The 12987-nt window shown below is 59.7% G+C and carries 12 protein-coding genes; 1 reads left to right on the top strand and 11 read right to left on the bottom strand.

Annotation, left to right across the window (positions count from 1 at the left end; all coding sequences use genetic code 11):
* Positions 1–43 precede the first annotated feature (43 nt).
* From VRY85_RS02065 to VRY85_RS02020, 10 genes are all read right to left on the bottom strand, one after another.
* Positions 44–1192, bottom strand: a complete 1149-nt coding sequence (locus VRY85_RS02065; protein ID WP_414596945.1) for a septal ring lytic transglycosylase RlpA family protein — start codon at positions 1190–1192, stop codon at positions 44–46.
* A gap of 15 nt (positions 1193–1207) precedes the next feature.
* Positions 1208–2083 carry an RNase adapter RapZ gene (gene rapZ, locus VRY85_RS02060; protein ID WP_414596944.1) on the bottom strand — a complete coding sequence of 292 codons (876 nt, stop codon included), beginning with the start codon at positions 2081–2083 and terminating at the stop codon, positions 1208–1210.
* A 183-nt stretch (positions 2084–2266) separates the two neighbouring features.
* Positions 2267–3199 carry an HPr(Ser) kinase/phosphatase gene (hprK, locus tag VRY85_RS02055; RefSeq protein ID WP_414596943.1) on the bottom strand — a complete coding sequence of 311 codons (933 nt, stop codon included), beginning with the start codon at positions 3197–3199 and terminating at the stop codon, positions 2267–2269.
* Between the two features lie 4 nt (positions 3200–3203).
* Positions 3204–3665 (bottom strand): PTS sugar transporter subunit IIA, encoded by a 462-nt coding sequence (locus VRY85_RS02050; protein ID WP_414597240.1) that lies wholly within the window; start codon positions 3663–3665, stop codon positions 3204–3206.
* 192 nt (positions 3666–3857) lie between these two features.
* Complete coding sequence (hpf, locus tag VRY85_RS02045; RefSeq protein WP_414596942.1) at positions 3858–4184, bottom strand: ribosome hibernation-promoting factor, HPF/YfiA family; 327 nt, start codon at positions 4182–4184, stop codon at positions 3858–3860.
* A gap of 172 nt (positions 4185–4356) precedes the next feature.
* Positions 4357–5088 carry an LPS export ABC transporter ATP-binding protein gene (gene lptB / locus VRY85_RS02040; protein WP_414597239.1) on the bottom strand — a complete coding sequence of 244 codons (732 nt, stop codon included), beginning with the start codon at positions 5086–5088 and terminating at the stop codon, positions 4357–4359.
* Between the two features lie 87 nt (positions 5089–5175).
* Positions 5176–5766 (bottom strand): lipopolysaccharide transport periplasmic protein LptA, encoded by a 591-nt coding sequence (gene lptA, locus VRY85_RS02035; RefSeq protein WP_414596941.1) that lies wholly within the window; start codon positions 5764–5766, stop codon positions 5176–5178.
* Positions 5763–6386 (bottom strand): LPS export ABC transporter periplasmic protein LptC, encoded by a 624-nt coding sequence (lptC, locus tag VRY85_RS02030; RefSeq protein WP_414596940.1) that lies wholly within the window; start codon positions 6384–6386, stop codon positions 5763–5765. Before lptC ends, lptA begins: the two co-directional genes overlap by 4 nt.
* A 49-nt stretch (positions 6387–6435) precedes the next feature.
* Positions 6436–7035, bottom strand: coding sequence for a KdsC family phosphatase (locus VRY85_RS02025; protein ID WP_414596939.1), 600 nt, complete (start codon positions 7033–7035; stop codon positions 6436–6438).
* Positions 7036–7038: 3 nt separating this feature from the next.
* Positions 7039–8028: a KpsF/GutQ family sugar-phosphate isomerase gene (locus VRY85_RS02020; protein ID WP_414596938.1), complete on the bottom strand. Its 990-nt coding sequence runs from the start codon at positions 8026–8028 to the stop codon at positions 7039–7041.
* A 73-nt stretch (positions 8029–8101) separates the two neighbouring features.
* Between VRY85_RS02020 and VRY85_RS02015 the strand changes: the two genes are divergently transcribed.
* A complete protein-coding gene (locus tag VRY85_RS02015) occupies positions 8102–8653 on the top strand; it encodes an adenine phosphoribosyltransferase (protein ID WP_414596937.1) in 552 nt (183 codons plus the stop codon).
* A gap of 338 nt (positions 8654–8991) precedes the next feature.
* Here the strand turns inward: VRY85_RS02015 and VRY85_RS02010 are convergent, their stop codons facing one another.
* Positions 8992–12930: a DUF3683 domain-containing protein gene (locus tag VRY85_RS02010; RefSeq protein ID WP_414596936.1), complete on the bottom strand. Its 3939-nt coding sequence runs from the start codon at positions 12928–12930 to the stop codon at positions 8992–8994.
* Between the last annotated feature and the right edge of the window lie 57 nt (positions 12931–12987).

The raw sequence follows: 12987 nt of genomic DNA, 5'->3' as shown, positions 1-12987 counted from the left end.
CACGGTTGGCCCTAGAGCCGCGGTGTGCTTGCCGCGGCCTGACTTACCGCTGCGCCAGAGTGGGTTGCAAGCCAGTCGCCTCTTGGATACGGACAGCCGCGTTGACCGCAGCAGTGCGGGATGGGTAAGGGCCGATGCGTACCCGGTGCAAGTCTTGCCCGCTATGGACGCGGGCGTTGCGGGTTTCTACGTGGGCGATTTCGTTGTTCAGGCGGTTGGCAAGTTGATCGGCAGAAATATAGCTGCCAAAAGCGCCGAACTGCAGATAAATGCCTTCGCTCGGTTCTTGAGTGACAGCCGGGCTGTGGCTGCCTCGTAAGGTTTCTAGTGTTTGCTGATCAAGCGCCGCCAGGGCGTCGGGCGTGACGGGGGAGTCGGCGGCGACTTCCTGGGGGCTGTGAGGGGAACTGGTGGCCACTGGAATCGGTGCTGGAGTGGTGTCAGGCTCCGATCCTTGGGAATTGGGGGAAGCCGAGGCCCGGGCGGGTTCCGGTGCGGGTGCATGGGCCGCCGAGGCCACAGTTTTCGTTGGCTGCACCGTTTGGGTTGCGATGGATTTGGAGGGCGCCGGAGCGGCCGCCATGTTCAGCCCCTTGCGGATATCCGCATGGGTGATGGCTTCGACTTCCACCACATCGCTGCCCTGACCAATGATGCCCAGCTTGGCAGCTGCTGCGTAGGAGAGGTCGATGATGCGGCCTCGCAGGAAAGGGCCGCGGTCGTTCACGCGCACAATGATGCTGCGGCCGCTTTGCACATGCGTGACCCGGGCGTAGCTGGGTAGCGGCAGGGTTGGGTGGGCCGCTGTCATAGCGTACATGTCGTAGGTTTCGCCGTTAGCCGTTTTCTGGCCATGGAATTTACGGCCATACCACGACGCCACCCCGCGCTGGCGCAATTGGGTGGTGGCGCTGACGGGCACAAAGCGCTGGCCCAACACTGTATAGGGGCGGAAATTGGCGCTGTTGTGAGGCTCGATGCGCGGTACGGCATCGGGCGTGTTGGCCACATTGGCGGGGATGTTGCGGCCAGGGCCGTCGTCTTTGTAATAGCCGCCGCCCGTATAGGGCGGGGCGCCTCTTGCTGACGAGCGCTGCTTGGGCGATGAGCCGCAGCCTGCCAGCATGGCCGCAATCGTTAGCAAAACGGCAAGCGTTTTCCAGGGTGTACTTGGGGAAGGCGTTGTCGTCATGGCCGGCGTGGGCTCCTAAGGGCGCTCAGGAGGCGGTGGTTGGTTGCGGTGCCGGATCAGCGGCGCATGATCCGCAAAGCGGCGGGCAAGTTCTTCGGCCACATACACCGAACGATGTTTACCACCCGTGCAGCCAATGGCTACGGTGAGGTAGTTGCGGGTGTCTTGCATGTACAGGGGCAGCCAGCGCTCTATATAACCGGCGATGTCTGTCACCATGGCTTCCACGCTGCCGAACTGCGACAGCCATTTCGCTACCGGTTCATCACGCCCGGTAAGGGGGCGCAGCGCTTGGTCGTAGTGGGGGTTGGGCAGGCAGCGCACGTCGAATACGAGGTCGGCGTCGCCCGGTACGCCGCGCTTATAGGCAAATGAGGCAAAGGTCAGCACCACAGGCGCCCGGTCGGCTTGCACGAGATCGCGCACCCAGGCGCGCAACTGGCCAGGGGTGAGGTCGGACGTGTCGATGGTATGTTCTTGCTCGCGCAGGGGCGCCAGCATTTCACGTTCGGTGTCGATACATTCCTGCAGCGACGGCGTGCGGCCATGCTGCAGTGCCAGCCTGTCTGTCAGTGGATGGCGGCGCCGGGATTCAGAATAACGCTGGCGCAGGGTATGGTCGTTGGCATCCAGGAAGATGACGCGGAATGCGGTGCCCTGTGCCCGCATTTCTTGAACAGTGGCCGGGAGCTCATCCAGTTCGCCTACTGTGCGCACATCGATGGCGACGGCTACGCGTTCTATCCCCTGCTGTTGTGTGGTGGAGATGAATTCCTGAAGGAAGCGTACTGGCAAATTGTCGACGCAGACATAACCCGCGTCTTCCAGCAAGCGCAAAGCCACGGATTTCCCAGAGCCTGAAATGCCGGTGAGGAGAACGATGTTTTGCATGGAATGATCTTCAGTGTTGGCCGGTGCCCGCGTGTTTGCAGGCTTGCTGCCAGACAATGGTACCAAAGTTGAGTGACAGTCCACAGCGGATTGTGGTGTCAGTTGCGCGGCGTGCAGCCCGAAGTGCGAAGCAGATTGACTGCCCTTACCTCTAATCGCCCCCGGCGAGGGCGGGTGAGGTGGCTAATCTTTGCGGCTGTTTTCCATGATGGCCAGCGCTTGGCGTTCGATGAATTCGCCCATGGTGTCGATGCCACGCAAGGTCAGGATGGCGTTACGCACGGCGGCTTCCACCAGCACGGCCAAGTTGCGCCCCGCAGCAACTTGCAGCATGACGCGCGGCACAGGAATGCCCAGCACGTCTTCGGTCTGGTCTTGGACGGGCAGGCGTTCGAAGTTTTCCGGAGTGGAGCGCACCAAGTGGACCATCAGGCTGAGCTTCATCTTGCGGCGCACGGATGTCTCGCCAAAGATGGTGCGGATATCGAGCAGGCCGAGACCCCGCACTTCCAGCAGATTTTGCAACAAGGCAGGGCAGTGCCCTTCCACAATACTGGGGGCGATGCGCGAGAGTTCTACTGCGTCGTCTGCCACCAGGCCGTGGCCGCGTGAAATCAGTTCCAGCGCCAGCTCGCTTTTACCCAGGCCCGATTCTCCTGTGATGAGTACGCCCACCCCCAGCACATCGAGAAAGACCCCATGCATCAGGGTTTTGGGCGCCAGACGTTTACCCAGATAGATGCGTAGCAAGTCGATGAGCTGGGCGGCGTCAATGTGGGTGGCAAGCAGAGGAATCGCGTTCGTTTCGCAAAAGTCGCGCAGCCCGTCCGGCGCTTGCAGGCCTTCGGCAATAAGAATGGCGGGTACACCGCCCGCTTGCAATTCTTCTAACAGATGGAGGCGTCGCGCCGCATTGAAGTTGGTGTAGTAGGCGAGTTCTTCAGCGCCCAGCACCTGGATGCGGGAGGGATGAATGAGGTTGAGGTGACCGACCAAGTCGGCGCTGGCGCGACCAGGGTGGTTGGTGAGAGCTTGGTCTGTGGCTTGCTGGCCGGCCAGCCAGATGAAGCTGATGTCGTTGGCATTGTCCTTGACAAGCTCTCGCACGGTCAGCATGGCTTTATTCCTGGGAAATGGGGCTGGTCAGCAGGCGGTGGACGACTTCCGGGTCGGTTTCTGTTGCCAAGGCGTGGCGGATGTCGGCGTTGGACATGAGCCGGGCGATTTCGGCGAGCAGATCAAGGTGGGTTTGGGTGGCGTTTTCCGGGACGAGCAGAATGAACAGCAGGCTGGCTGCGCGACCGTCGGTTGCGTCAAACCGTACCGGGTCGGTGAGGCGGATAAATGCCGCACAGGGTTCTTTAAGATCTTTGATGCGGCCATGCGGAACTGCGACCTGATGCCCCAGGGCAGTGGAACCGAGGCGTTCACGCGTGATGAGGCTTTGAAATACGGCAGTCCGTGAAATGCCGTTATGGTTTTCAAAGAGTAGGCCAGCTTGTTCGAATGCCCGTTTCTTACTTGTGACCGTGAGGTCAAGAACAACATTCGACAGCGGGAGGATGCGCGACATTAGGTTCATGCCGCTCATTATATGTTTATTGCTCTGCAACATACAAAGGGAGTGTTGCGTGTGCGCGGCGGTCTTATACAAACGGGGGCTGGAAACCAAGAAAGCTCTGAACACAGCCCGCAGCGGGGGTTTCAGAGCTTTCTTCGCCCCGGGTTGTTCATGACTCCGGGGGCTTGTTGGCAGGTGTACAACGACGCCGGTTTATTCGGCGGGCACTTCCTGCCTCTTCATGGGCTCGTGAGCGTGATTTTGAAGCTTGCTCTTGTACTTGATGACCTGGCGATCGATTTTGTCAGCCAGCAGGTCGATGGAAGCGTAAAGGTTTTCGTCACTGGCTCCGCAGTGAATGTCTTTGCCCGGAAGGCGGACGGTCACTTCGGCGGTATGTTGAAGCTTCTCGATCGAGAGCATGACTTGTGCGTCGATGACATTGTCGAAGTGGCGACCGATGCGCGCCATCTTGGAAGATGCGTATTCACGGATGGCTGGGGTGATTTCGAGATGACGTCCACTGATGCTCAGGTTCATATAAAACGCTCCTACAGTTAAGGTTTGCGGCGCAGATTGCGCCAGTGTCTGGCTGGTTCGGGGCTCCTTATAAAGTGGGTTGAAACAATAACTTCAGTGTATCGCTTCGGGCGCCAAAATCAACAGGGGTCTGTCCCCATTTCAGCTGGATGTCAGGTTGGCCTGAACACGATTACATTTTGAAGTTCTTACCCAGGTAGACCTTCCGTACGGCTTCGTTATCGATGATTTCGTTCGGGTGTCCACTTGTCAGCACGCGGCCTTCGCTGATGATGTAGGCGCGGTCGCAAATGCCTAGGGTTTCACGGACATTATGGTCGGTTATGAGTACGCCGATATTGCGATTTTTCAAAAACTGGACGATACGTTGAATTTCGATGACCGCGATGGGGTCGACCCCCGCGAACGGTTCGTCCAGCAAAATGAAGCGCGGGCTGGTGGCCAATGCCCGGGCGATTTCCACTCGGCGGCGTTCACCACCGGATAGAGAAATGGCGGTGTTGTTGCGGATGTGATTGATCTGCAGCTCATCAATCAGCGATTCAAGCGCCTCGCCGATCTGGGCTGAGGAAAGGGGGCGGTTGTTGTCGTCGAGCTGTAGTTCCAGCACCGCGCGGATGTTTTCTTCGACTGTCAGGCGACGGAAAACGGATGCGTCCTGAGGCAGGTACGACAGCCCTAGCCGCGCGCGCCGGTGCATGGGCATGTTGGTAATTGCCTGGTTATCGATCTCGATACGACCGGAATCAGCCGGGACGATGCCGACAATCATGTAGAAGCTGGTTGTTTTACCCGCCCCGTTGGGGCCAAGCAGGCCCACGACTTCGCCGCTATCGACCGACAGAGAGACGTCTTCGACCACGGTGCGTTTGCCATAGATCTTGCGCAAGCCCGTGGCCCGCAGGCTGCCAGGAACGTTGCTGGCAGCGCGACGCGCTTGGCCCGCGAGAGCGTTTCTCGATGAAGAGTTGTTGCTAGGCAAGATGGCTCCTTAATTCCCAGCGCCCTGCTGCTTACGACAGGCTTCGATGGCCGCATCGGCACGTGCACGAGGCGTGGCCAGTGAACGCACACGCCCGCCTGGGGCGGCGGAGTTGGGGCCGCCAAACGCTTGGTAGGTTTCGGATTTTTGCCGGTAGATGACGCGTTCGCCCTGAATGTTGTCGAAGGGCTTGCCACAGATAAAGCGTGTGACGATGGCTTTGCCGATCATCTCGACTTCTTCGGTCTTGCCGTTGTATTCGGCCCGCTCACCGCGCGCTTCCAAGACTTCAAATTTGTCAGGGTTTTCCTGGCGCAGGAAGACTAGCTTGCCGGCTGCCACGGTGGCGGTACCGTGCTGGAAGCCTTCGGCATCTTCACGCATGACCAGGCGATCGGAATGCAAAGTCATGTTGCCTCGGGTGAGCACCACATTGCCTGTGAAGATGCTTTCTTTGGTGCCGTCGTCGTAGTTGAGCGTGTCGGAAATGATGAGAGTGTCGGGTTCTTCCTGAGCCTGCCCTTGCTGGGCGGCGGCGGGGGCGCTCAATGCCAGGCTGGCGGCCAGGAGGGAAGGAATAAGTAGGCGAAGTGGCGTCATGGTTGTTTTTCTGTCCTATCAGAGGAGCGCGAACGGCGTTCCTGGGTGTCTTGCCCGGAAATTTTGACGTCGGTGGCTGAATAGACCTGCAATTGCTGAGTCTTGTTATCGTAGCGCATGCCGGTGCCGTTCATGGTCGATTTGCCATGCACAACCAGGGCGGGGTGGTCGGTATAAACCACGTCTTCGTCAGGCAAAAGAATTAAGACATCGCTTTTGACATCGAGCGGCCGGTTTTCTGCGTCTTCCTTGCGATGCACGTGGGCGTTGCCCGTCATGGTGATGCGGGCGCCGTCTTCATCCATCACCGCAGTGTCGGAAGAGGCAATGGTCAAGGGCGAATCGGGCCGTTGGCCAATGGCGTGCGCCTGTTGAATCTCGTATGAGTCATCATCCGGGAAGTGTTCCAGATAATCCCCTTCCAGCCGATTGATGGCCATGCCGTGTTCGTCGCCGCGAATCAGCACGAACTGGGAGGCCCAATGGTCGGGCTCGTGTGTCACGCGGCGAGGCGGGTCGATGGGAACGGCCCGTTGGGCATAGTCGGCCGCCCACCAAGTGCCGATAACCAAACCGATCAGCAATATAAGGGCGACGACGGAGGGCAGGCGATCTTTCATATTGGGAGGTGTGCCGCACGGTTATGGGCGGCAAACAGGCGGCGAACCACTATTGAATCGTACCGCCGGGGCGTAGCGTGTTTGGGGAAAAGAAGGCCCCCAGCTTGCCTTGTGCGGCCAGGATGAGGTCGCAGCAGTCGCGTACCGCACCCGCGCCGCCCGCTGATGGCGCTTGCCAGTGGGCCGCTTGCGCGACATAAGCCGGGGCGTTGGCCACGCTGGCGGCAAAGCCTGCACGCTGCATGGCGGGCACGTCGATGATGTCGTCACCCATGTAGCCGACTTCGCTCAGATTGCAATTGTGTTCCTGAGCCAGTGCCTGCAGAGCCTGGGCCTTGTCGCGTATGCCATGCTGCACGAGGCCGATGCCCAATTCCGCCGCGCGGCGGCCGATCACCGCGCCATCGCGGGCCGTGATCAGGGCAACGAGAATACCGCTTTCCATCAGCATTTTGAGGCCGTGCCCATCAAGCACATGAAAGCACTTGAGCTGTTCGCCTTCCGCGCTGTACCAGAGGCGGCCGTCAGTCAGCACGCCATCCACATCAAACGCCATAAGCCGTAGCGGCCGGACGCGCTCAATAACGGCAGCGCTGGCTTTTGAGAGGATCAGGGCTTCAGCGGGGTGAGGAATGTTGTTGATGTTCATGGTTCAAATCACTTTTGCGGCCATAAGGTCGTGCATGTGCAGAGCCCCCAATAATAGCCCGGCCTCGTCAACCACGAGAATCTGATTGAGGCGCCCGGCGTCCATATAAGCCGCAGCTTCGATGGCCAGGGTGTTGGGAGAAACGGTGCGCGGGTTTCGTGTCATCCCATCGCCCACCTTTAGGTGCCGCACATCACCGCGCTTTTCGATCAGGCGGCGCAGATCGCCGTCGGTAAAAATACCAATAGGATGCCGCTCAGCGTCGATGACAATCGTCATGCCCATGCTTTTGGCAGACATCTCCTTCAGCGCTTCGTGCATGGGGGTGTCTTCATGCACCAGCGGCAGGGCGTCGCCATGGCGCATGACATCGCGTACATAGGTCAGAAGCCGCCTGCCCAGCGCGCCGCCCGGGTGTGAACGGGCAAAGTCTTCAGCGCTGAAGTGGCGGGCCTGCAAGCAAGCCACCGCTAAGGCATCGCCCAGCACCAGGGCGGCGGTGGTGCTGGCTGTGGGGGCCAGGTTAAGCGGGCAAGCTTCGTGCTCAACGCCGCCGTCCAGGTGCAGGTCGGCATTAACCGCCAGTTCAGACTGGGGGTTGCCGGTAATCGTGATAATGCGCGCGCCCATGCGTTTGGCAACAGTCAGAATTGTCATGAGCTCGGCAGCGGAACCGGAATACGAAATAGCGATCACGATGTCCTGCCCCGTTAACATGCCCAGGTCGCCGTGTATCGCTTCAGCACCGTGCATGAAAAAGGCAGGGGTGCCGGTGGAAGCCAAGGTGGCCGCCACTTTACGTGCGATGTGGCCGGATTTTCCAATACCGGTGACGACCACGCGCCCCTGGCAGCCCAGCAGCATCTCGACAGCCTGCTCAAAGTGCTCATCCAGGCGGTCGCGCAGCGCCTGCAGCGCCTGTATCTCTATAGAGAACGTCCGACGGGCGGAAGCCAGATGTTGGCTCGACCCTACGCTAGTATCTTGGTTCATGACTGAATTTTAATCGGCATTGTGTACACTGCCACGGTTGTCTTCATTTCAGCGCCTTCAGGCGTCATCCCACATGAATATCGATCCTGCCGTCTATGTCCGAAATGCGATTCGTAGCGTGCCGGACTGGCCCAAGCCGGGTGTGACCTTCCGGGACATTACTCCGGTTTTGCAGGACCCGCGCTCCTTCCGCGTCCTGATTGACATGTTTGTATACCGCTACATGCGTCAGCGCCTGGACCTTGTCGCAGGCGTGGATGCGCGGGGCTTCATCCTCGGCTCTGTGCTGGCTTACGAGCTCAACCTAGGCTTTGTGCCGGTGCGCAAAAAGGGCAAACTGCCGTTTCGCACTGTAGCGGAAGAATATTCGCTCGAATACGGTAATGCGACGGTCGAAATGCACACCGACTCCGTACGTCCCGGCCAGCGCGTTCTGCTCATCGACGACCTCATCGCTACAGGCGGCACCATGATTGCGGCCTCCAAGCTGCTGCAACGCCTGGGCGCCAACGTACACGAAGCCGCCGCCATCATTGAGCTTCCCGACCTGGGCGGCGGGCAATCCATGCGTGATAGTGGGCTAGAGGTGTACACGGTCTGCTCCTTCTCCAGCTCTGACCCTTAAGGCATCCTCGGAGCGGGCGATCTACTTCGTTGCAAATCCTCGCAATAGTATGACTATTGCTGTGGTTTGCGCCTCGTATCTCATCCCGCTCCGAGGCGCCTGGAACCGTGGGGAGCGGGCGATCTACTTCGTTGCAAATCCTCGCAATAGTGAACTATTGCTGTGCTTTGCGCCTCGTATTCCATCCCGATCCGGGGTGCCTGGTTTTGTTGGTTTGTGCGCTTAGATTCGGATGCATGGGCTTGTCAGGCAAGGCGCAAACCGCAGCGATAGCGTGCTATCGCGAGGATTTGCAACGCAGCATGGCGGGCCCAGGCGCCGAAGATAAGTGTTCAAACTTACAGCAATACGCGCTCAATGCCGCCGTTGTTGGCTTGCTTCACGTAGTTCTGCAGCCAGTCTTGGCCCAGGATGTGGCGGGCCATTTCGACCACGATGTAGTCGGCCTGCATGCCGGTGTCTTCCGAATAGCGTGACATGCCCTGCAGACAGGACGGGCAGGACGTGAGCATCTTCACTTCGCCGGTGTAGCCGTCGGCGCGGATTTGCTGGCTGTTCTTGGCCAATTCTTCCTGCTTGCGGAAGCGCACCTGGGTAGAGATGTCGGGGCGGCTCACTGCCAAGGTGCCGGATTCACCGCAGCAGCGGTCGGTCTTGATGGCGGTGTCGCCCACCAGTGCCTTCACCGTTTTCATCGGGTCCTGCAGCTTCATCGGCGTGTGACAGGGGTCGTGATACACGTAACGCGTGCCTTCTACACCCTGAATATCAATGCCTTTTTCCAGCAGGTATTCGTGGATGTCGATCAAGCGGCAGCCTGGGAAAATTCTTTCGAATTCGTAGCCGGCCAGTTGGTCGTAACAGGTGCCACAGCTCACCACCACGGTCTTGATATCCAGGTAGTTCAGCGTGGTGGACAGGCGGTGGAACAGCACCCGGTTATCAGTGATGATTTTTTCCGCCTTGTCTTCCATGCCATTGCCGCGTTGCGGGTAGCCACAGCACAGGTAGCCGGGCGGCAGCACCGTTTGTACGCCTGCATGCCACAGCATGGCTTGCGTGGCCAGGCCCACTTGCGAGAACAGGCGTTCGGAACCACAGCCCGGAAAGTAGAAGACCGATTCGGTTTCTGCTGTGGTGGCTTGTGGGTCGCGGATGATGGGAATGTAGCGAGCGTCTTCGATATCGAGCAGCTTGCGGGCCGTTTGCGTGGGCAGGCCGCCGGGCATGCGCTTGTTGACGAAGTGAATCACTTGCTCACGCAACGGTGCCTTGCCTACAGTGGCGGGCGGGGTGGACAGCTGTTTGCGGGCGGTGGGCGCCAGCATATCGTGCGCCATGCGCTGCGCCTTGTAGCCCAGGTCAATCATGCCCTTGCGTGTCGCCTTGATCACGCGAGGGTCTTTGGCGTTCAAGAAGAACATCGCCGCGGTTGTGCCGGGGTTGAACGACTTCTTGCCCATATTGCGTAGCAGCGAACGCATGGCCATGGAGACATCGCCAAAGTCGATATCCACCGGACAGGGGTTGTAGCACTTGTGGCAGATGGTGCAGTGGTCGGCCACATCTTCGAACTCGGCCCAGTGCTTGATGCTGACGCCACGTCGGGTCTGTTCTTCGTACAGGAAGGCCTCGATCAGCAGTGAAGTGGCGAGAATCTTGTTGCGCGGCGAATACAGCAGGTTGGCGCGCGGCACATGGGTGGCACAGACCGGTTTGCATTTGCCGCAGCGCAGGCAGTCTTTGATGGCGTGGGAAATGTCGCCGATTTCGCTGCGCTGCATGATGAGCGATTCGTGGCCCAGGAGGTTGAAGCTGGGCGTCCAGGCGTTGCGCAGGTCAGCGCCCGGCATCAGCTTGCCCGCGTTGAAGCGGCCATTCGGGTCGATGCGCTGTTTGTACTCGTGGAAGGGGCGCAGCTCTTCTTCCGTGAGGAACTCGTATTTGGTCAGGCCGATGCCGTGTTCACCGGAAATCACACCATTCAAATCGCGGGCGATCTTCATGATGCGGACAACGGTTTCGTTGGCCTCCTGAAGCATGCCGTAATCGTCGGAGTTGACCGGGATGTTGGTGTGCACGTTGCCGTCGCCCGCATGCATGTGTAGCGCCACAAATACACGGCTTTTGAGCACACGGTCGTGAACGGCCTGAATGCCGGCCAGCACAGCGGCGCAATCTGCCCCGGCGAAAAGCCGTTCCATGAGCGCCCGCACTTCGGTCTTCCACGAAATGCGGATGGTGTGGTCTTGCACCAGATCGAACACAGTGGTGTTGGGCTGTTCAACCAGCCTTTGCTTGAAGGCCTCGTTGAGGTCTCCCAGGCCAATGGCCTCAAGCGTGTCCAGGCTTTGCGAAAGCCTTTCATCCAGGTTGGCCAGCAGCCAGCTCCAGCGTTCGCGTACCCCGCGCAGGGCGGCGACGGCGTCTTCGGTGCGGCGAGCCAGGACGGCTTCGCGTGTGTGCTCAACGTCGTCGATGTCTACCTTGCCGACGGGCAGCTCGCCTTGCAGAAAGGTCTCGATTTCATCGAGCAGGCGCAGCTTGTTGCGAGTCGACAGTTCGATATTGATGCGTTCGATGGCATCGGTGTATTCGCCCATGCGGTCCAGCGGAATCACCACGTCTTCGTTGATTTTGAAGGCGTTGGTGTGGCGGGCGATGGCGGCCGTACGGGCGCGGTCCAGCCAGAATTTTTTGCGGGCTTCAGGGGTCACGGCGACAAAGCCTTCGCCGTGACGGCTGTTGGCAATGCGCACGACCTCGCTGGCGGCGATGGCCACGGCGTTTTCGTCATCGCCGACGATGTCGCCAATCAGCACCATTTTGGGCAGGTCGCCGCGCTTGCTTTTGGTGGCGTAACCCACAGCCCGCAGATAACGTTCGTCCAGGTGCTCCAGGCCGGCCAGCAAAGCGCCGCGCTCGCGCCCCGGGCCGTCAAGATATTGTTTGACTTCGACAATCGAAGGCACGGCATTGCGCGCCTGGCCGAAAAATTCCATACAGACCGTGCGCGTATGGGCGGGCATGCGGTGCACAATCCAGCGGGCTGCGGTGATCAGGCCATCACAGCCTTCTTTTTGTACGCCGGGCAGGCCGGCCAAGAACTTGTCCGTGACATCTTTACCCAGGCCCACTTTGCGAAAGCGGCTGCCTTCAATAACCAAGGTTTCCCTGCGCAGCACAATCGCGCCGGGTGCGCTTTTGCCATCAGACCACACCAGTTCGAAGCGGGCCTCGTCGACTTCGTGAATTTTGCCGAGGTTATGGCTGACACGGGTAACGTCCAGCCAGTTGCCTTCCGGGTCCACCATGCGCCACCAGGCGAGGTTGTCCAGCGCAGTGCCCCACAGTACGGCTTTTTTGCCACCGGCGTTCATGGCGACGTTGCCGCCCGCACAGGAGGCGTCGGCGGATGTGGGGTCAACGGCAAATACGTAGCCTGCGGCTTCAGCGGCTTCGGCAATGCGGCGTGTGACCACGCCCGCACCGGTGTGGATGGTGGGAACGGGGTCGGCCAAGCCGGGTAGTTCGACGTGTTCGACTGCGGTGAGGCGATCGAGTTTTTCGGTGTTGATGACGGCCGAGCGCCAGGTGAGGGGGATGGCGCCGCCGGTGTAGCCGGTGCCGCCGCCGCGCGGCACAATGGTGAGTTCGAGCTCGATACAGGCGCGCACCAGGGCGGCGATTTCGCTTTCGCTATCAGGCGTCAGCACCACAAAAGGGTATTCCACTCGCCAGTCAGTGGCGTCGGTGACGTGCGAGACGCGCGACAGCCCGTCGAACTTGATATTGTCTTTGGCGGTAATGCGTGACAGTTTACGCACGACTTGCTTACGCAATTCGCTCGACAGTGTGAAGTCGTTGTCGAAATCCTGTACGGCCGCCCGTGCGGCGTACAGCAGGCCGGTTACCTTGGCGTCACGTTCGGGGTGACGCAGGTCGCGGCGGCGGTCAACTTCGGCCAGGCGGTGCTCAAGGGCCTCGATCAGCAACTTGCGGCGCTTGGGGTTGTCGAGCAAGTCGTCCTGCAGATAGGGGTTGCGTCGAACCACCCAGATGTCGCCCAGAACCTCGAACAGCATTCGAGCCGAACGGCCGGTGACCCGTTCAGCGCGCAGTTCGGACAACAGCCGCCAGGCCTCTTCGCCCAACAGGCGCAGAACAATCTCTCGATCTGAATACGATGTGTAGTTATAAGGAATTTCGCGTAGACGCGGCGAAACGTGCTGGGGAGCCTGCGCGGCAAGCATTTGACTGGCAAGGGGGGCATTCATGAGCGGAACGGTCACCCTGAAAGGGTAGTGATGCGGGAATAGATAGCATCAGTTTAA

The organism is Achromobacter sp. F4_2707 (genome assembly GCF_047501535.1).
Lineage (GTDB): Bacteria > Pseudomonadota > Gammaproteobacteria > Burkholderiales > Burkholderiaceae_B > Yanghanlia.
The sequence above is the reverse complement of the archived record's forward strand: the minus strand, read 5'-3'. Positions and strand labels throughout refer to the sequence as shown.